At 69.2% G+C, this 18,156-nt stretch carries 17 protein-coding genes; 1 reads left to right on the top strand and 16 read right to left on the bottom strand.

The window, feature by feature from the left end; all coding sequences use genetic code 11:
- Positions 1 to 8: 8 nt before the first annotated feature.
- The 14 genes from ACFOPO_RS00805 to xerD all read right to left on the bottom strand — a co-directional run bounded on the left by ACFOPO_RS00805 (position 9) and on the right by xerD (position 15,178).
- On the bottom strand, positions 9 to 797 hold the full coding sequence (locus ACFOPO_RS00805; RefSeq protein WP_386699976.1) for a hypothetical protein: 789 nt from the start codon (positions 795 to 797) through the stop codon (positions 9 to 11).
- Positions 787 to 1,455 (bottom strand): type II secretion system protein GspM, encoded by a 669-nt coding sequence (gspM, locus tag ACFOPO_RS00800; RefSeq protein ID WP_386699974.1) that lies wholly within the window; start codon positions 1,453 to 1,455, stop codon positions 787 to 789. The genes ACFOPO_RS00805 and gspM overlap by 11 nt, the downstream gene beginning before the upstream one ends.
- Positions 1,445 to 2,650, bottom strand: coding sequence for a PilN domain-containing protein (locus ACFOPO_RS00795; protein ID WP_386699972.1), 1,206 nt, complete (start codon positions 2,648 to 2,650; stop codon positions 1,445 to 1,447). Before ACFOPO_RS00795 ends, gspM begins: the two co-directional genes overlap by 11 nt.
- Positions 2,647 to 3,555: a general secretion pathway protein GspK gene (locus tag ACFOPO_RS00790; RefSeq protein ID WP_386699971.1), complete on the bottom strand. Its 909-nt coding sequence runs from the start codon at positions 3,553 to 3,555 to the stop codon at positions 2,647 to 2,649. The genes ACFOPO_RS00795 and ACFOPO_RS00790 overlap by 4 nt, the downstream gene beginning before the upstream one ends.
- An 11-nt stretch (positions 3,556 to 3,566) precedes the next feature.
- Complete coding sequence (locus ACFOPO_RS00785; protein WP_386699969.1) at positions 3,567 to 4,214, bottom strand: prepilin-type N-terminal cleavage/methylation domain-containing protein; 648 nt, start codon at positions 4,212 to 4,214, stop codon at positions 3,567 to 3,569.
- A complete protein-coding gene (locus tag ACFOPO_RS00780) occupies positions 4,211 to 4,633 on the bottom strand; it encodes a prepilin-type N-terminal cleavage/methylation domain-containing protein (RefSeq protein WP_386699968.1) in 423 nt (140 codons plus the stop codon). Before ACFOPO_RS00780 ends, ACFOPO_RS00785 begins: the two co-directional genes overlap by 4 nt.
- Positions 4,630 to 5,088 (bottom strand): GspH/FimT family pseudopilin, encoded by a 459-nt coding sequence (locus ACFOPO_RS00775; RefSeq protein ID WP_386699966.1) that lies wholly within the window; start codon positions 5,086 to 5,088, stop codon positions 4,630 to 4,632. The genes ACFOPO_RS00780 and ACFOPO_RS00775 overlap by 4 nt, the downstream gene beginning before the upstream one ends.
- 47 nt (positions 5,089 to 5,135) lie before the next feature.
- Positions 5,136 to 5,585 (bottom strand): type II secretion system major pseudopilin GspG, encoded by a 450-nt coding sequence (gspG, locus tag ACFOPO_RS00770; protein ID WP_386699964.1) that lies wholly within the window; start codon positions 5,583 to 5,585, stop codon positions 5,136 to 5,138.
- Between the two features lie 144 nt (positions 5,586 to 5,729).
- A complete protein-coding gene (locus ACFOPO_RS00765) occupies positions 5,730 to 6,947 on the bottom strand; it encodes a type II secretion system F family protein (RefSeq protein ID WP_386699963.1) in 1,218 nt (405 codons plus the stop codon).
- A gap of 5 nt (positions 6,948 to 6,952) precedes the next feature.
- Positions 6,953 to 7,297 carry a GIY-YIG nuclease family protein gene (locus tag ACFOPO_RS00760; protein ID WP_386699961.1) on the bottom strand — a complete coding sequence of 115 codons (345 nt, stop codon included), beginning with the start codon at positions 7,295 to 7,297 and terminating at the stop codon, positions 6,953 to 6,955.
- A gap of 63 nt (positions 7,298 to 7,360) precedes the next feature.
- Positions 7,361 to 9,079, bottom strand: coding sequence for a type II secretion system ATPase GspE (gene gspE, locus ACFOPO_RS00755; RefSeq protein ID WP_386699959.1), 1,719 nt, complete (start codon positions 9,077 to 9,079; stop codon positions 7,361 to 7,363).
- Between the two features lie 110 nt (positions 9,080 to 9,189).
- Complete coding sequence (purL, locus tag ACFOPO_RS00750) at positions 9,190 to 13,119, bottom strand: phosphoribosylformylglycinamidine synthase (RefSeq protein ID WP_386699957.1); 3,930 nt, start codon at positions 13,117 to 13,119, stop codon at positions 9,190 to 9,192.
- Between the two features lie 95 nt (positions 13,120 to 13,214).
- Positions 13,215 to 14,051, bottom strand: coding sequence for a DsbC family protein (locus ACFOPO_RS00745; protein ID WP_386699956.1), 837 nt, complete (start codon positions 14,049 to 14,051; stop codon positions 13,215 to 13,217).
- A gap of 161 nt (positions 14,052 to 14,212) precedes the next feature.
- Positions 14,213 to 15,178 (bottom strand): site-specific tyrosine recombinase XerD, encoded by a 966-nt coding sequence (xerD, locus tag ACFOPO_RS00740; RefSeq protein WP_386699954.1) that lies wholly within the window; start codon positions 15,176 to 15,178, stop codon positions 14,213 to 14,215.
- 45 nt (positions 15,179 to 15,223) lie between these two features.
- Here xerD and ACFOPO_RS00735 point away from each other — a divergent pair, with 45 nt between their 5' ends.
- A complete protein-coding gene (locus tag ACFOPO_RS00735) occupies positions 15,224 to 15,694 on the top strand; it encodes an RDD family protein (protein WP_386699952.1) in 471 nt (156 codons plus the stop codon).
- A 55-nt stretch (positions 15,695 to 15,749) separates the two neighbouring features.
- Here ACFOPO_RS00735 and lptG read toward each other — a convergent pair whose 3' ends face one another.
- Together lptG and lptF are read right to left on the bottom strand one after the other, a co-directional pair.
- Positions 15,750 to 16,850 carry an LPS export ABC transporter permease LptG gene (gene lptG, locus ACFOPO_RS00730; protein WP_386699951.1) on the bottom strand — a complete coding sequence of 367 codons (1,101 nt, stop codon included), beginning with the start codon at positions 16,848 to 16,850 and terminating at the stop codon, positions 15,750 to 15,752.
- On the bottom strand, positions 16,847 to 17,953 hold the full coding sequence (lptF, locus tag ACFOPO_RS00725) for an LPS export ABC transporter permease LptF (RefSeq protein ID WP_386699949.1): 1,107 nt from the start codon (positions 17,951 to 17,953) through the stop codon (positions 16,847 to 16,849). Before lptF ends, lptG begins: the two co-directional genes overlap by 4 nt.
- Positions 17,954 to 18,156: the final 203 nt, after the last annotated feature.

Raw genomic sequence — 18,156 nt, 5'->3', positions numbered from 1 at the left:
CTTTCACTCTAAGGCGTCTTGGCCGGGGGTTGCGCGGCCTGCTGCTGCCGCATCTGCGCACGTCGCGCTTCGATCCGCTTGCGGATCGCTTCCATCTGCGCCTCGGGGGTCGCCGGCGCATCGTCGTTTTGTTCCACTACAGGCCGCGCATTGGCCGCGGCGGCGGTGCCCGCGCCGGGCGCGCGTGCCGCGTGTGGCACCTTCGGCTGTGGTGCTGCCTGCACCGGGGTACCGACGCCCGCCGGCAGGGGCGAAGGAGGCAGTGCGTTGAGCGCCGTCGGCGGTTGCCCGCCCTGGCCATCGAACACGCGCAGGGTCATCTCGCGTCGCCCGTCGGGCCCTTCGAACACGGCACTGCGCGCGTCGAGCGCGGTCAGGCGCCAGGACGGATGCGACTCCGGCACTTCGCCCAGTTTCACCCGCACCGACTCGCTGCCATCGGCCGGCTGCAGGATCGCCATGTGCAGGTTGGGCGTGATCAGCACGCTCGTCAGCAGGTAGTCGAATGCGTTGCTCTTGCTGTCGCCTTCGCCCTGCCCCTGCAGGAAGAATGGTTTGGGCTGGCGATCCTGCGAGAACAGCGGGCGCGTGCCGATCTGCGCGTACTGCGACAACGGACCCAGGCGTTCGGCCGCCGGCGCGCGGGTCGTCGGCAACGGCCGCAACTGGGTCGGATCGGCTTCCAGGGCCGGCGCGTGCCGGCCCATGCCGGCCACGGCCAGCAGCCAGGCCAGCAATGCCCAACCGGCAACGGTGGCGAGCAGCCAGGTGCGCGGGCCGGCGTCGTCAAGGCGCACGCGTCACCTCCGTCGCCGCCGCGCCGGGGCGCAGGTAACCGGACAGGTCGAAGCTGACGTCGAGCCCGCCGTCGCCGCCGGGCTGCGTGTTGCCCGGCAGGAAATAGCCGCGCGACGACAGGATGTTGAGGTTGCCGACGAACAGTCGCGGCGCACCGCTTTCCAAGGCATGCAGGACCGCGGCCAGCTCCGGGCTGCCGCAGCGCATGCGCACCTGCACCACGACGCGCGCGTAGCGCTCGCGCCTGGGCTCGCTCAGCGGCGAACGATTGCTGATGGCGCAGCTGCGGTTGCCGGGACTGGCCTGTGCGACGACGGCTTCGAGCCGCTGCACCAGTCCGGCCGTCGCCAGTTCGGCACTGCTTTCAGGCAGGAAACCCGGCTGCTGCGCCTGCTGCGCGCGCAGTTGCTGCAGGCGCTGCGCCACCAGCGGTGCCTGCTGCAGTTGCATGCGCTGGCGCAGCTCGCGCTCCTGCAACGTCTGCAACCGCTCGCTGGCTTCGATCATCGGCGCGGTGAACCACGGGTGGACCAGGACCAGGTAGGCCAGCGCCACCGCCACCAGGAACAGTCCCAGCGCCAGCCAGCGATCGCGATCGATGCGGCGGTTGGCGCTTTGCGCGGTAGCCACCACCGGTGTGTCCGGACTACTGGCCATCGTCGGCTCCCGGTCGCGGTGCGGCGGCAGGGCGCGGCGGCGTCGCCGGGCCCAGTTCGGCCGTCAGCGTGAAGCGGTCGCGCCCGCTGCTCGGGTCGGGCATCAGCGCACCGGTCAAGGCCGGCGCGCGCCACAGCGGCGAGCCCTGCAGTCGCTGGATCAGCGACGGCGCCTCGCGGCTGAGGCCGATCATCGTCAGCGTGGTGTCCTCGATTGCGAGCTTTTCCAGGTAGGTGCTGTCGGGCAGGCGCCGGGTCAGCTCGTCGATCACTTCCAGCGTGGTCGGGCGTTGCGCGCGGGTGCGGTCGAGGAATGCCTGGCCTTCGGTGAGGTCGATCAGGGCCTGGCGCTGCGTCGCCGCGGCGCGTGCGGCGGCGGCGTGGCGGGCAATGGTCTGTTCCAGTTCGTCGGCGGCGGCACGGCGATTGGCCAGCAGTTGCCACATGGTCCCGGCGACTGCCAGCAGGGCAACGGCGACCAGTGCCAGGTTCCAGAAGCGGAACGGATCGCCGTGCTGGCGACGCTGCGCCGGCGGCAGCAGGTTGACTCCGAGCGGCACGCCACCGCTGCCGGCAACATCTATTCCGGCCAGCGTCTGCGCCAGCGGTCCAAGCGCCGACAACTGCGGGTCGAGTCCTTGCTGGCCCTGGCGCGGCACGACCACCAGTTCGGTATCGAGCATGCCGTCGCTGTCGCGACGGCCGAGCACGCGCGCGTCGAAGGCGACGGCGTCGGCGGAGAAAGGCGTTTGGCGGTCGATCTCGAAACCGACCACGTCGCGCAGGCGATCGGCGGCGGCGGCCGGCAGCGCCAGGCGGCGACGCAGTCCGGCCGTGGCCGGCAGCAGCAGCCAGCGCGGCAGGTCGGCCAGTCGCGGCGGCAGCAGCGGTGCCAGCGGGTCGACTGTCGAAGGCCCGCCACCCGGTTCGAGCGCAAGCGACGGCACCGACCCCAGATCATGCAGCTGGCCGCCCTGTTGCAGGCGCAGTTGCAGGCTGTGCTCATGCAGTTGCAGCAGCAGGCGACCACGGTCGAACCCGAGCACGCGGCGCACGCGCTGCGGCAACCAGGCGGCGAGGTTGCGTCCCCACCAGCCCAGAAAGCCGCCCGCGCCCGGGGCCAGGCGCGCGCCGATACGCCGCAACCTGTCCTGCGCCCAGTCGGCTCCCTGCCGTGTCTGGCTGCTTGCATTCATCGTGGTGAAGCTCCCTCCTCCCAGCGCAGCGGAGTGTAGGCCATGCCGGGCAAAGCCCCACCCCCGACGCGGACAACGACCCGCAACAACGACTCGCGGCCATCGGCGAGGCGTGCACGGCTGTCGATACTATAGGTGCCGCTGCCGCCGCCGGCCACGCCGACGATATCTCCCGGCGCAGCCTGCGGCAGGCCGTTGGCGTCGGTCCGGCCGCGCTGGGCGACCAGATCGGCGCCGTTGAGGCCCATCGCATCGAGCACCGGTCCCGCCGCGTAGGCCGGATCCGGCCGGGGGCGGCCGCTGTAGATCGTCAGGAAGGGCTGCAGGCGCGCATACAGCGGCGGGGTGAAGCCGATCACCTGCTCGAGCTCGGCGACGCTTTCGAAGTCGCCGTCCTTGGCGCCATAGGGCAACCCGGCGGAGGCGTAGTCGGGGTCTTCGCCGCCGCCCGCCGGTTGCGTCAGCGGGTCGCTGTCGCGCCAGTCGATGATCGCGCCGGCCAGCCGCGCAGCCTGGGTCGCGTCCATCCGTGCGCCGCCCTCGCCGCGCCCGCTGCCCTGGATCAGTGCGGTCAGCAGTTGCGCGTCGGCCTGGTTGAGGTCGACCTTGCCGCTCTCGTCGGTCATCTTCACTTCGACATCGGCATCGCCGTAGCGCCAGCGATAGGCGGTTCCGTCGGGGCGCCACTTCAAGCGCGGATCGCTCAGGGCGACCCGGGTCAATGCGTATTCGACGCCGGCGCGGGCCGCGCCGGAGGCGACCAGTCCGCGCACCAGCACGCGTCCCTGCAGGCTCTCGATGCGCGCCATCAGCGCGAACGCGCCGATCACCGACGTCAGCAGCACGATCAGCCACAGCACCAGGATCAGTGCGGTGCCGTGCATGCGCGCTCCAGTCGCTGTCATCACGGCGCCGCTCACAACTGCTGCACCGGCAGGCCGGCGGCATCGAGCTGCACCGCCAGCGGCAACGACACGATCAGCGGTGGCCATGCCTTGCCGTCGCGATCGACCAGGGTCACTTCGACCAGCAGGGGCAGCCGTTCGCTGTTTTCCCATTCGTCCTGCCAGTCGCCGAGCCGCCCATCCTCGTTCAGGGCCCGATAGCGGAAGCGCGCTTCGCGCAGCCCCTCCACCAGCCGTTCCGGCGGCCGCGGCGGGTTCTCTTCGATGGTCTGCCCGGCCAGCACCATGCTGAGCGTCAGCGAGATGCGTGCATCGTCGCCCTCGCCTTCGATCGTGAGGTCGTGCAGGTACGGCCCGCCACGACCGAGGTAGTCGGGCAGGTCGGCGACGAAGCGAAGGCGGTCGCGCTCGCCGACGAAACGGATCGGCGTGCCCTTGCCTTCATCGAAGGCGAACGCCACCGGCCGCGTCGCGGTCAGCCGGCTGCGCAGGAAGCCGGCGACCGCGCGCATGTGTTCGCTGCGATCGGCCATCGCCTCGCCGCGGATGGCGGTGCGGTTGGCGGCGCCGAGCGTGGTGAACGCCAGGGCAAGGCCGGCCACCAGCAGCACGGTCGCCAGCAGCACTTCGATCAGGGTGAAGCCGTGTTGCCTTGTCATGGCAGCCCTGCCTCGCCACCCGCGGCGACGGTGCGCAGGGACCGCAGTTGCAGGCGCTGAGCCGGCCCGGCATCGCCCCACTGCACCGCCAGCGTGATCTCGAACAACCCCGCGGCATTGGGATCGACCTGCTGCCTGGCGGCAGCGATGGTGCGATCGCGCCACGGCGCGATGCGCATCTGCCAGCGATAGCGTCCATCTTCGAAGTCACCGTCGCGCTGCCCGGCGACGATCGCCTCGCCGGTGCCGACCTGGGCCAGCAGCGACTGCGCATAGAGCGCGGCGCGTGCGGCATCGCTCGAACCGCGCACCTGCCGCGCGGCACCGGACAGAATGCCCAGCAGCAACGTCAGCGCCAGCGCCAGCAGGGCAAAGGCGACGATGACCTCGAGCAGTGTGTAGCCACGCTGCCGCTTCATTGCGCCGCCCCGGCCGCGCGCCGCATCCGGACTTCGCCGGTGAGCCAGGCCACGTCGATGTTCCAGACCGCGCTGCGGGCACTGAGCTGGACCCGTCCGCCGGTGCTGGCGCCATCGGCGAAAAACACGATCGCGCCTTCGCCGCGGGTCGGCTGCACTTCGCGTGCACCGGTGAAGGTCACGCGCAGGGCCGGTGGGATCTCGCCCTTGCGGCCATTGGGGGCGGTCCAGGCGTGCGCCTGCGGATCAAGCGTGAAGCGCTGCGGCGTGCCGGTGGCGATGGCCTGGGTGCGCGTGTAGCGCAACTGCGCCGCCACCGACTTGGCGGCGGATCGCAACTGCATGCCCTGGATGCCACCGCCCAGCGCCGCCGCGGCCAGCACGCTGATCGCGGCGATCAGCGCGATCACCAGCAGCATCTCCAGCAACGATGCGCCGCGGGCAGGATGCTGCATTCGCCAGGTCCCCGATGGCTGCCGTGTGTGCTGCGCTGCTCAGGCCATCACTCGTACTTGATGTCGGCGTCGACGCTGGTGCCGCCGACCTTGCCGTCCTTGCCGAGGATGACCAGGTCGAATGGCCCGCCCTCGCCCGGTGCGCGGTATTCGATCGGATGGCCCCACGGGTCCTTCAGCTCGGCCGCCTTGGCGTACGGGCCGAGCCAGCCGTTGACGTCGGTGGGCTGGGTGACCAGTTCCTCGAGCGAGGTCGGCAGGCGGCCGGTGTCCATCTGGAACGCCTCGACCTTGCCGGCCATCGTCTGCACCTGTGCCTTGGCGATGTTGTAGTCGCCGCGGTCCTTGCCGCCGAGCACGCGACTGCCGACGAAGGCCAGCACCGCGCCGATGAGCACGATCACGATGATGATCTCGATCAGGCTCATGCCGCGCTGGCGGGCCGCGGACGGGGACTTGCTCAGCGAGCGACGGTTCAACGAGCGACGATTGCGCATCTGGGGGATCCTTGTCGAAGTGGCCAGGTTGTCGAAGTGCCTGGGCCAGGCAGGTCTGAAGCGGAACACATATGGAACGGATGTTTACCCGAAATCGGTTGCCAATGGGCTGACTGCGCACGGCGGCATTCAGTTCCCCGGCGCCTAGCCAATCGCGTTGGTCAGGTCATACAACGGCGTGAGCACGGCCAGCACGACAATGCCCACGACCGTGGCCAGCACCACCGTCACCAGCGGCACCAGCGCCGCCAGCATCCGGTCCAGCGCCAGCGCGGTCTCCTGCTCGAAGGTCTCGGCGGTCTTGACCAGCATGGCGTCGAGCGCGCCCGACTCCTCGCCGACCTGGATCATCTGCAATGCGAGCCGTGGGAAACGCTTGCCGCGCCCCAGTGCGGTCGACAGCGCCACGCCGTTCTTGACCTCCTCGGCGGCAGCGGCGACATCGGCGGCGAGCACGCGGTTGCCGAGCACGTTGCGGCCGATGCCGAGCGCAGCCATCAACGGCACGCCGTTGCGGACGAGCGTACCCAGCGTGCGTGCCAGGCGCGCGGTTTCGACCTTGGCCACCAGCGCACCGGCGAAGCGCCGCTGCAGCAGCCATGCGTCGAAGGCCTCGCGGAACGCCGGGTCGCGGCGCTTGCGGTCGAACCACCACAGCGCCAGCGCCGGCACGACCAGCAGCACGATCCACCAGTCGCGCACGAACAGGCCCAGGCCCAGCACGATCTGGGTGAACAGCGGCAGCTGCGCGTCGAGGCTTTCGTACATCGCCGCGAACTGCGGCACCACGTAACCGAGCAGGAACAGCAGGCTCAGGCCGACCATCACCAGCAGGATCGCCGGGTAGATCAGCGCATTGATCACGCGGCCCTGCAACGCGCGCGTGCGCTCCATGTAATCGGCCAGACGCGACAGCGTTTCGTGCAGGCTGCCCCCGACCTCGCCGGCGCGGACCATGTTGACGTACAGGCGCGAGAACGTGCCGTGCTGGCGCTCAAGCGCTGACGACAGGGAACTGCCGCCGCGCACGGCGTCGCGCACGTCGCCTATCGTGCGGCGCGCGCGTTCGTCTTCGGGCAGCTCGAGCAGGATGGTCAGCGCCCGGTCGAGCGGCTGGCCGGCGCCGAGCAGGGTGGCCAGCTGCTGGGTGAACTGCACCAGGCGCGCGCCGGCGAAGGGACTGCTCTTGAACAGCCCTTTCCACACCGAGGCCCCGGACGCCTCGCTGGCCAGCTTGGCCTCGACCGGCAGGTGCCCCTGTTCCTGCAGGCGCGCAACCACCTCGGCATTGCTGGCGGCCTCCATCTGGCCGTCGAGCAGCTCACCGCGGGGGTTGAGGGCTTTGTAGTAGTAGAGGGGCATCAGGGTTACCCGTCATTCCCGCGAAGGCGGGAATCCAAGGACGTCGCTGTTGGCTTCAGTTCCGCAATGTCGGGCCACAAATCCCTCCACGAAGGGTTCAAATCGTCGATCAGCCGCAGTTTCCACGCGCGATTCCACTTCTTCACGCGTTTCTCCCTCTGGATGGCCGACTCCATCGTCACATGCAGTTCGTACCAGACCAGCCGGGTGACATCGTATCGGTTGCTGAAGCCTTCGATGATGTGTTCACGATGCTGCCAAGTGCGTGCAAGGAGGTTGCTGGTCACGCCGAGGTATAGCGTTCCGTTACGGTGGCTGGCAAGCAGGTAGACACAAGGTTGCTTGGTCACTGTCCTCATCCTTGAGGGCGTACGTCCATGGATTCCCGCCTTCGCGGGAATGACGGTTGCTACTTACGCATCCTCCGTCACCCGCAGCACTTCCTCTATCGTCGTTTCACCCGCCAGCGCCTTGATGATGCCGTCCTCGTACATCGTGCGCATGCCCGACTGGCGCGCGATCTGCTCGATCTCGCCCATGCCGGCGTGGCGCATCACCGCACGGCGCAGTTCGTCGTTCATCACCAGGAACTCGACGATCGTGGTGCGTCCCAGGTAGCCGTTCGGCGCGATCGCCGACGGTCGCGGGTGGTAGAGGTAGATGTCGCCCGATGGCTGGTAGCGGCGCAGGTGGAACTTCTCGATTTCCTCCGGCGATGCCAGGTACTTCTCGGCGTGCGTCAGCTCCAGCTTGCGCACCAGGCGCTGGCCGAGGATGCCGTTGATGGTGGAGGTCAGCAGGTAGTCCTCCACGCCCATGTCGAGCAGGCGGGTGATGCCGCCGGCGGCGTTGTTGGTGTGCAGCGTCGACAGCACCAGGTGGCCGGTCAGCGCCGACTGGATCGCGATGCGGCAGGTCTCCAGGTCGCGCATTTCGCCGATCATGATGATGTCGGGGTCCTGGCGGACGATGCTGCGCAACGCGTGGGCGAAGTCCAGGCCGATCTGCGGCTTGGCCTGGATCTGGTTGATGCCTTCGATCTGGTATTCGACCGGGTCTTCGACGGTGATGATCTTGACGTCGGTGGTGTTGAGCTTGCTCAGCGCGGTGTACAGCGTGGTGGTCTTGCCCGAGCCGGTGGGACCGGTCACCAGCAGGATGCCGTGCGGCTGGTCGAGCACCTTCTGGAACTGCGGCAGGAAGGCGTCGGTGAAGCCCAGGCGCTTGAAGTCGAACACCACCGTTTCGCGGTCGAGCAATCGCATCACCACGCTCTCGCCGTGCGCGGTCGGCACCGTGCTCACGCGCAGGTCGAGCTCCTTGCCCTGCACGCGCAGCATGATGCGGCCGTCCTGCGGCAGGCGGCGCTCGGCGATGTTGAGCTTGGCCATGATCTTGACGCGGCTGATCACCGCGGCGGTGAGGTTGGCCGGCGGGCTCTCGCCTTCGGTGAGCACGCCGTCGACGCGATAGCGCACCTTCAGGCGGGTCTCGAAGGGCTCGATGTGGATGTCGGACGCGCGCAGCTCGACGGCGCGCTGGATGACCAGGTTGACCAGGCGGATGACCGGCGCTTCCGAGGCCAGGTCGCGCAGGTGTTCGACATCGTCCAGGTCGCCGGCACTGCCCTCGCCCTCGGCGGTTTCGACGATCGCGCCCATCGCGCTGCGGCCCTGGCCGTACCAGCGTTCGACCAGGTCGCCGATCTCCGAACGCAGCGCCACCGCCGGACGGATGTCGCGGCCGGTGGCCAGGCGCAATGCGTCGATGGTGTAGAGGTCCTGCGGGTCGGCCATCAGCACGTCGACCGCGCTGTCGCTTTCGCCGATCGGGCAGACCGCGAACTGCTTCATGAAGCGCGCCGACATCGCCACGCCTTCCGGCGGCAGCTCCGGTGCGTCCTTGACGCTGACCAGCGGCAGGCCGAGCACTTCGGCGCAGGTTTCGGCGTGGTCGCGTTCGGACACCAGGCCCAGGCGCGCCAGCAGGCCGAGCAGGCCGCCGCCGGTTTCTTCCTGCAGGCGCCGCGCACGCGCCAGGTCGGCGTCCTTCAGCCGCCCTTTGGCGAGGAGGGCCGCGACGATGCGGTCATCGAGACTGGCTTGGCCGGTGTCGTTGGCGACTGCGTTCACGCCGTCCTCCGTGGCTGTCAGGCCATGGACTTTAGCAGCTTGGCCATGGCCTTTCGGCAACCCCGGCGACCTCCCCTCCCCGCCGTGAAGGCAAAGGGAGGGGTGTCACATCAGCCCACCCAGACCCGCGCGTTGCGGAACATCCGCAGCCACGGCGAATCCTCGCCCCATTCGGCCGGCGCCCAGCTCAGGTTGGCGCTGCGCAGGGTGCGCTCGGGATGCGGCATCAGGATCGTGGCGCGGCCGTCGTCGCTGGTCAGGCCGGTGATGCCGTCGGGCGAGCCGTTCGGGTTGAGCGGGTAGCGCGTGGCGACCGCACCGTTGCCGTCGACATAACGCAGCGAGACGTGCGCGGCACTCTGGTCGAGCGCGCTGTCGAACTCGGCGCGGCCTTCGCCGTGCGCGACTGCCACCGGAATGCGCGAGCCGGCCATGCCGCGGAAGAACAGCGACGGCGACTCGACCACTTCCAGCAGGCCCAGGCGCGCTTCGAACTGCTCGCTGGCGTTGCGCAGGAACTTCGGCCAGTGGGTCGCACCGGGGATGATCGGCTTGAGCTGCGACAGCATCTGGCAGCCGTTGCACACGCCCAGCGAGAAGCTGTCCTCGCGGGCGAAGAACTGCGCGAAGGCATCACGCAGCGCGCTGCGTTCCAGCACCGAGGTCGCCCAGCCGCGGCCGGCACCGAGCACGTCGCCGTAGCTGAAGCCACCGCAGGCGGCGATGCCCTTGAAGTCGGCCAGCGAGATGCGGCCGGCGATGAGGTCGCTCATGTGCACGTCGAAGGCTTCGAAGCCGGCGCGGTCGAACGCCGCCGCCATTTCGATCTGGCCGTTGACGCCCTGCTCGCGCAGGATCGCCACCTTCGGCCGCACGCCCGTGTTGATGAACGGCGCGGCGACATCCTCGGACGGATCGAACGACAGGCGCGGCTTCAGGCCCGGCGCGTTGAAGTCACGCGCCAGCGCGCGCTCCTGGTCGGCGCATTCGGGGTTGTCGCGCAGCTTCTGCAGGGCGTGACTCGTGGACCACCAGGCGTCGAAGAGTTCGTCCCAGCGCCATTCGGCCAGGGTCTGGCCTTCGTCGCGGACGCGGATCGCCGGCGCCGTGGTCGGGCGGGCGATGCGCTGCGCGCAGTCGATCAGGCCGTGGCGCGAGACCATGTCCGCGAAGATCGCGCGGTCCTCGTCGGCGACCTGCACGATCGCGCCCAGTTCCTCGTTGAACAACGTGCGGAACGGATCGTGGCCCCAACCGTCGAGGGTGATGTCCAGGCCCAGCCGCGAGCAGAACGCCATCTCGCACAACGCCGCCAGTGCGCCGCCGTCGGAACGGTCGTGGTAGGCGCGCAGCAGGCCTGCCTCGCGCGCATCGCGGATGAGCTCGAAGAAATCGCGCAGGCGCTGCGGGTTGTCGAGATCGGGCACGCCGAGCGAACCGGCGAACGCCGGCAGCTGCGTGTCGTTGTTCTTCGAAACGGCATCCGGATGGCACTGCGCCAGCACCGAACCGCCGAGGCGCTGCTTGCCGGCGCCCAGGCCGATCAGCCACAGCTCCGATTCCTCGTTGCGATCCAGCAGCGGGGTCAGCTGCTTGCGCACGTCGACCACCGGTGCGAACGCAGACACGATCAGCGACACCGGCGACACCGACTTCGATGCGACACCGTCGCTGTGCCACTGCGCCTGCATCGACAGCGAATCCTTGCCGACCGGGATGCTCAGCTCCAGCTCCGGGCACAGCTCCAGGCCGACGGCCTTGACCGCGTCGAACAGGCGCGCGTCCTCGCCCGGATGACCGGCGGCGGCCATCCAGTTGGCCGACAGCTTGATGCGGTTGAGCGACTCGACCGGTGCGGCGCACAGGTTGGTGATCGCTTCGCCCACGGCCATGCGCGCGGCGGCGGCGGCATCGATCAGCGCCAGCGGCGTGCGCTCGCCGAGCGACATCGCCTCGCCGACGAATCCGTCGAAGCCCGACAACGTGATCGCGCAGTCGGACATCGGCAGCTGCCACGGACCGATCATCTGGTCGCGCGCGGTCAGGCCGCCGACGGTGCGGTCACCGATGGTGACCAGGAAGTTCTTCGACGCGACCGACGGATGCGCCAGCACGCGCAGCGCGGCCTCGCGCAGGTCCAGGCCGTTCCATTCCAGCGACGGCCACGGTGCCGGCGGCGGACGGCGTGCGTCGCGGTGCATCTTCGGCGGCTTGCCGAACAGCACGTCCATCGGCAGGTCGATCGGCCAGTCGTGGCCGCCTTGGCGCGCGTTGTCGAGCGTGGCGCCGTAACCGACGACCAGGTGTTCTTCGGCGGTGGCGTAACCGACCACCGCGAACGGGCAACGCTCGCGCGCGCAGATCTGCGCGAATTCCTCGACGCGGTCGGCCGGCAGGCCGAGCACGTAACGCTCCTGCGATTCGTTGCACCACAGCTGCATCGGCGACAACGACGGGTCGTCGCTGGGCACCTTGGCCAGGTCGATGACGCCGCCCAGGCCGGAGTCGTGCAGCAACTCGGGGATGGCATTGGACAGGCCGCCGGCGCCGACGTCATGCGCGGTCGCGATCGGGTTGTCGAGGCCGCGGGCGACGCAGCGGTCGATCACTTCCTGGCAGCGACGCTCCATCTCCGGGTTGTCGCGCTGGACGCTGGCGAAATCGAGTTCTTCGTGGCTGTCGCCAGACGCGACCGAGCTGGCGGCGCCGCCGCCCAGGCCGATCAGCATCGCCGGACCGCCGAGCACGATCACCGCGTCGCCGGGCTTCATGCCCAACTTGGTGACCTGGACGCGATCGATCGCGCCGAGGCCGCCGGCAAGCATGATCGGCTTGTCGTAGGCACGCGCAAGCATGCTGTTCGAGCTGGTACCTTCGTCGAGCTCGAAACTGCGGAAGTAACCGGTCAGGTTGGGGCGACCGAATTCGTTGTTGAACGCGGCCGCGCCGATCGGGCCGTCGAGCATGATTTCCAGCGCCGAAGCCATGCGCGGGTTGAGCGAACGCTCGCGCTCCCACGGCTGCGGCAAGGTCGGGATGCGCAGGTGCGAAACGCTGAAGCCGCACAGGCCGGCCTTGGGGCGGCCGCCGCGGCCGGTCGCACCTTCGTCGCGGATTTCACCGCCGTTGCCGGTGGAAGCGCCCGGGAACGGCGCGATCGCGGTCGGGTGGTTGTGCGTCTCGACCTTGATCGCGAACGCCGAGTCGACCTGCGCTTCGGCGCGATAGCCACGCGTCACCGGGTCCGGGCGGAAGCGACGGCTGGCATAGCCTTCGACCACCGCCGCGTTGTCGCTGTACGCCGAGAGCGTGTGCTCGGGCGTGGTGGCGTGGGTGTGCTTGATCATCTTGAACAGCGAGTTCTGCTGTTCGGTGCCATCGAGCGTCCACGAGGCGTTGAAGATCTTGTGGCGGCAATGCTCGGAGTTGGCCTGGGCGAACATCATCAGTTCGACGTCGGCCGGCTCGCGGCCGAGCACGCCGAAACGCTCGCGCAGATAGGCGATCTCGTCTTCGGCCAGGGCCAGGCCAAGGCGGACGTTGACGTTTTCGAGGTCGGCCAGCGGGATGCGCTCAAGCTGTCCACGCGCAGGCGTGGCGAACAGCGCCGCGGCGTCGTCGCGCGCGTCCAGCAGCGATTGCGTCATCGGATCGTGCAGGACCTTGGCCAGCGCGCCCTGCGCAGGGGCATCGGCCGGCCATCCGGCCAGGTCGTAACGGGTGCCGCGCTCGACGCGCTTGACCGGCAGGCCGGCGCCGCGCAGCAGCTCGGTCGCCTTGCTCGCCCACGGCGACAGCGTGCCCAGTCGCGGCGTGACGAATCGGGAGGTGGCGCCGTCCGCGCGCGCAGCCTCGCCCGGCTCGGCCTGGAGGATGCGGCGCAGTGCGTCCGGGTCCGGGGTTGCACCAGTCTCGGGCTCGACCCAGTAGACGGGCCAGGCGCCAAGGACTCGGACAGACGGATGGAGGGCTTGCAGGCGGGCTTGGAGCCGCTCGCGGCGGAACGGCGACAGGGCGGATGCGCCCTCGAGGACGATCATGTCCGGGGAACCGTGCAACGTCGGGCCCGACATTGTAGCCGAGCCGCGCCCCCCCTGCCCGTACCCCTACTGGCCCTGATGCGGTGTGGGCGCCATCAGGCGCCCGGCTTCACCGCAGCCGTCGGGGCGTGTTCGGCCGCCAGCTTGTCCAGTGCCTCGCGCAGTGCCGCCGGCGGGATGTAGCCGCCAAGCTGGGTGCCATCGGCGCTGAGGATCATCGGCGTGCCGGTCAGGCCGACGCGCTGGCCGATGTCGTACTGCTGGTTCACCGAGCTCTTGCAGTTGGTGTACTTGGGCGTGCGGTCGTTCTTGGCGTCGGTCAGCGCCTTGCGCCGGTCCGGCGAGCACCACACCGCCACCATCTTCTTGTAGTCGTCGCTGCCCAGACCCATGCGCGGGAAGGCCAGGTACTCGATGGCGATGCCCTGGCGGTTGTACTCGGCGATCTCGCTGTGCAGCTTGCGGCAGTAGCCGCACTCGACGTCGGTGAAGACGGTGACCGTGTACTTGGGCTTGGCCGGGGCGAAAACGATGCGCTCGCTGACCGGGATCGTGTCGATCAGCTGCTTGCGCACGGCCGCCATCGCGTCTTCGCTGAGGTTCTTCTTGGCGTTGACGTCGAACAGGGCGCCGCCGGACCCGGGCAGGAACAGGTAGCGGCCATCGTCGCTGACATAGACCACCTGCCCGGCCACGATCGCCTCGCGGAAGCCCGGCATCGGTGCCGCGCCGACGCGGTCCACCCGGACCTGCGGGTTGAGCAGGCGTACCGCCTCCACTGCGCGCGCGTCGGCAGTGCCGGCCTTGGGCGCGACGGCGGCCAGGGCGGCGGCCGGTCTGGCGCTGCCTTGCGCCCGCGCGGCGCTGTCGGGCGCTTGCGCACAGGCGGAAAGGCTGATCGCACCGAGCGCGGCGAGGAGGATTCGCTTCATCTGGGGTTCCTGACAGGGGCCGCCGTGAGGTGGCCCATAGTTTGGGGGGATGCCCGATTGTGGCACGAGACCCCTTTACGGCCAGTGCCCTTGGTCCCGGACGGATTCACCCGGCGTTGTTGCAGCGCCCGGCCCGCACCCGCTTCCAGCCCCGCGTCCCGCTAGCCGCGCGGGTGGTGCTTCGTGTGCAACTGCTTGAGCTGTTCGCGCGCGACCAGGGTGTAGATCTGCGTGGTCGACAGCGAACTGTGGCCCAGCAGCATCTGCAGCGCGCGCAGGTCGGCGCCGTGGTTGAGCAGGTGGGTGGCGAAACTGTGGCGCAGGCCGTGCGGGCTGATCCGGGCCGGGTCGATCCCGGCGAATCCGGCGTAACGCTTCACCAGCGCCCAGAACTGCTGGCGACTGGGCGCCTCGCCGCCGGCGGTGATGAACAATGGCGCCAGTGCGCGCTTTCCCGCCAGTTGCGGGCGCGCGGCGGCAAGGTACCGCTCCAGCCAGTGCTGTGCCTCCTCGCCCAATGGCACCAGCCGTTCCTTGCTGCCCTTGCCCGTCACCCGCAGCACGCCCTGGCGAAGGTTGACCGCGGTCGAAGGCAGATTGACCAGCTCGCTGACGCGCAAGCCCGCCGCGTACATCAGCTCGAGCATGGCGCGGTCGCGCAGGCCGTTGGGGTCATCGATGTCGGGGGCCTTCAGCAGTGCCTCTATCTGGCTTTCGGCCAGGGCCTTGGGCAGCGACCGCGGCAGCTTCGGCGGTTCCAGCAATGCGGTCGGGTCGTCGTCGCGCTGGCCACGCCGCACCTGCCAGGCGTAGAACGCCCGCAGCGCCGACAGCAGGCGCGCGTTGCTGCGTGGCGAATAGCCCTGCTGCGAGCGCCAGGCCAGGTAGTCGAACAGGGTGGCGCGGTCGGCGCCGGCCAGTCCGCCGCCGCGTCCATCGCGCCAGCGCGCGAGCAGTTCAAGGTCGCTGCGATAACTGTCGAGCGTGGGCTGGGCGAGGCCGTTCTCTGCCCAGATCGCATCCAGGAACGCGGCAATGACGCTGCCGTCGGCGTCGCGCAGTTCCGGCAAGGCCATGGCCACGCTGCGCCGGTGCGCGGGTGTGGATGCAGAAGGTCGTGCACTCATGCTTGCAGCTTAGCGATCGCGCACCCGAGCGGCTATCCTGATGCGATGGCATCGCCCTCGCCCACTCCCCGACCCGCCGCACTCATCGGCTGGCGCCTGCTCGCGCTGCTCTACGACCTGTGGCCGGTGGTTGCGCTGTGGATGCTCGCGTCGGCGATCTTCACGTTTGCGTACACCTTCAGTGGCCACGACAGCCACGAGAACATACCGCCCTTCAGCCTGCTGCAGTGGCTGCTGTGGCTGGTGTGCTGGCTGATCGGCGCCGGCTACGCGGTGCTGAGCTGGCGCCGCGGCGGACAGACGCTGGGCATGCGCCCGTGGCGCCTGCAGGTGACCGCTGCCGACGGCACCGCGCCGGACTGGCGCACGCTGCTGGTCCGCTACGCCGTGGGCTCGGCCTCGCTGCTGCTGGCCGGCCTGGGGTTCTGGTGGGCCTGGTTCGATCGCGACCGGCTGACGTGGCACGACCGCGCCAGCGGGACGCGCATGGTGCGGCTGCCGAAGCGGGCGAAGTAAGGGCCGAAGGCAACGTCCATGGATCCCCGCCTTCGCGGGGATGACGAGGCGAGCGCTAGCCGCTGCGTTTCTTGAACAGGAACGCCGACACGCCCAGCATGATCAGCGTCGGCAACAGGTACGCGATGCGGTAGTCGAACTTGTACACCGTCGCCAGCTTCACGAACTGCGTCTGCAGCAACCAGAAGCCCAGTGCGAACACGATGCCGATGAACAACCGCTTGCCCATGCCGCCGCTGCGCAGCGTGCCGAAGGCGAACGGCACTGCCGCCAGGCACAACGCCAGCACGTTGATCGAATAGAACCAGCGGCCCCAGTAGTGCTCCTCGAACTCCGAGGCATCCAGGCCATTGCGCTGGCGGTACTTGATCGCGGTGCGCAGGTCCATGGCCGACAGGTAGCGCGGCCGCTCGGTGCCGGCCGACAACGCCGCCGAGTCGAGCTGCGAATCCCAGCGCTCCTGCGCGATCTGCTCGCGGCGCACGGAGCGGTTGTCGAAATAGGTCCGCGTCACGTCGCGCAGCAACCAGCCACCGGGCCGATGCTCGGCGCGCCTCACGAACGACATCGACTTCAGGCGGCCGTCGTCGGCGAACTGGTACAGCGTGACGTCATGCAGTTCCAGCCAGCGGTCGCCGTTGCGCTCGCGCTCCTGGCCGCCCTGCGCGTTGAGGATCGTTTCGCCCTCCCGCGCCCACAGTCCGGTGTATTGCGCGACCACCGCGTTGCCGGACTTCGCCGCCGACTTGAGCGCATCGGCGCGCTGCTGCGTCCACGGCGAAAGGCTCTCGCCACTCAGCACCATCAATGCGGTCAGGATCGCCAGCGCACCGGCGACGGCAATGCCGAGGCGACGGCGCGACAGGCCGACGGCGCGCAGGGCGGTGAGCTCCGAGGTTGCCGCCAGCTGCCCGAGGGCCATCAGCGAGCCGATCACCGCCGCATACGGGAACAGGTAATACACCCGCCGCGGAACGCTCAGGCCGATATAGGCGAAGGCCTCGACCAGGCCGTACTTGCCCTTGCCGATGTCGCCGAACTCGCTCACCAGCGCCAGCATGACGTCGAGGCCGCCCAGCACCGCCCAGGTCAGCAGCACGGTGGCCAGGACGGTCTTGCCTACATATATGTCGTGGATCTTGGGCATCAGCCTCATGACCGGATCCTCGCGGTCGCGAAGGCCTGCTTCGGCCGCCCGAGGCGGCCGTCGCTGAAATACATCCAGAAGGACACCGCCATCACCGGCAGCACCAGCCACCACAGCCCCAGCCAGAGGGCGATCTTGCCGCTCTCCAGCCAGCCCAGGCCGGCGGTCATCAGGTTCTGGCCGATCAGGTAGGCCAGGAAGCCGACCAGGATCCGGCCATAGCGCGCCTGCCGCGGCATGCTGCGCGCCAGCGGCACCGCCATCAGGGCGAAGGCCAGCGCCAGCAGCGGCGGCGCCAGGCGGTAGTGCAGCTGGGCCCGGGCCTCGCGCCGGTCATCGCCGAGCAGCTTCATCGTCGTCTGCATCTCCGGCGCGTCGGGGTCGAACTTGAGTTCGTTCGCCGGCAGCAGGATCTGGTTGCGGGCATAGCGCAGCAGGCGGAAATCCTTGTCGCCGGAGCGCGCGCCCTCGATCTGGAAGCCGCCGGAGAGGGTCAGGTAGCGGTTCCCGGCCCCGTCGACGGTCAGCTCGCCGGTGTTGGAGGTGGTCACGTCGATCCGGCCCTCGCCGGCATCGCGGTACAGGAACACCCGCTGCAGCTGGCTGCCGTCCTTGGACATGTTGGCCACGTAGACCACGCCGCCGCCGTTGGGGATGCCGACGAAGGCCCCCGGCTCCAGGCCGGCCATCAGCAGGTTGCGGTTGGCCTCGTTGATCATCTCCTTGGACAGCCGGTCCGCCCACGGCCCCAGCCACAGCGAGCAGGCCGCCACCACCAGCACCAGCGGCCCGACGATCAGCATCAGCGGCTTGAGCATGCGCCGGGGCCCCACGCCAATGGAGGAGATCACGGGCATTTCCGAGTCCCGGTACAGGCGCCCGACGCCCATCATCAGCCCCAGCATCAGCGCCAGGGGCAGGATCAGCGGCAGCCACTTGATCAGCACCAGGCCCAGCTGGGCCAGCATCAGGCCGGCCGGGACCCGGCCCCGGGCGATGTCCTGGAGCACGTCGGTGAAGGCGCCGCCCACCATGACGATCAGCAGCACCACCAGGGTGGCGAAGATCGACTGGGCGAATTCGCTCAGCAGGTATCGGTCAAGCTTGGGCATCGATTTAGGCTTCGGGGCGGCTTGATCTGGGAAGTTGATCTAAAATCGGGGGAATTCGTCCGAGGGCGTGAGGTGGCTGCGCGATGCGCGGCCGGGGACATTGCATCCCCCTCACAGCCACTCGATTGTACGGAGTTTGGTTGGACGTCTGCCCACTGTTTCTCACAGGCGATCCTGACCGGCTCCTTTTTGGACTGCTCTGG

This window comes from Lysobacter sp. GCM10012299 (assembly GCF_042649405.1).
GTDB lineage: Bacteria > Pseudomonadota > Gammaproteobacteria > Xanthomonadales > Xanthomonadaceae > Lysobacter_J.
The sequence above is the reverse complement of the archived record's forward strand: the minus strand, read 5'-3'. Positions and strand labels throughout refer to the sequence as shown.

Bases quoted from the DNA above. Each gene is read 5' to 3' on its own strand.
- gspM (WP_386699974.1), bottom strand. From the start codon at position 1,455: ATGGCCAGTAGTCCGGACACACCGGTGGTGGCTACCGCGCAAAGCGCC.
- ACFOPO_RS00795 (WP_386699972.1), bottom strand. From the start codon at position 2,650: ATGAATGCAAGCAGCCAGACACGGCAGGGAGCCGACTGGGCGCAGGAC.
- ACFOPO_RS00790 (WP_386699971.1), bottom strand. From the start codon at position 3,555: ATGACAGCGACTGGAGCGCGCATGCACGGCACCGCACTGATCCTGGTG.
- ACFOPO_RS00785 (WP_386699969.1), bottom strand. From the start codon at position 4,214: ATGACAAGGCAACACGGCTTCACCCTGATCGAAGTGCTGCTGGCGACC.
- ACFOPO_RS00780 (WP_386699968.1), bottom strand. From the start codon at position 4,633: ATGAAGCGGCAGCGTGGCTACACACTGCTCGAGGTCATCGTCGCCTTT.
- ACFOPO_RS00775 (WP_386699966.1), bottom strand. From the start codon at position 5,088: ATGCAGCATCCTGCCCGCGGCGCATCGTTGCTGGAGATGCTGCTGGTG.
- gspG (WP_386699964.1), bottom strand. From the start codon at position 5,585: ATGCGCAATCGTCGCTCGTTGAACCGTCGCTCGCTGAGCAAGTCCCCG.
- ACFOPO_RS00765 (WP_386699963.1), bottom strand. From the start codon at position 6,947: ATGCCCCTCTACTACTACAAAGCCCTCAACCCCCGCGGTGAGCTGCTC.
- purL (WP_386699957.1), bottom strand. From the start codon at position 13,119: ATGATCGTCCTCGAGGGCGCATCCGCCCTGTCGCCGTTCCGCCGCGAG.
- ACFOPO_RS00745 (WP_386699956.1), bottom strand. From the start codon at position 14,051: ATGAAGCGAATCCTCCTCGCCGCGCTCGGTGCGATCAGCCTTTCCGCC.
- xerD (WP_386699954.1), bottom strand. From the start codon at position 15,178: ATGAGTGCACGACCTTCTGCATCCACACCCGCGCACCGGCGCAGCGTG.
- ACFOPO_RS00735 (WP_386699952.1), top strand. From the start codon at position 15,224: ATGGCATCGCCCTCGCCCACTCCCCGACCCGCCGCACTCATCGGCTGG.
- lptG (WP_386699951.1), bottom strand. From the start codon at position 16,850: ATGAGGCTGATGCCCAAGATCCACGACATATATGTAGGCAAGACCGTC.
- lptF (WP_386699949.1), bottom strand. From the start codon at position 17,953: ATGCCCAAGCTTGACCGATACCTGCTGAGCGAATTCGCCCAGTCGATC.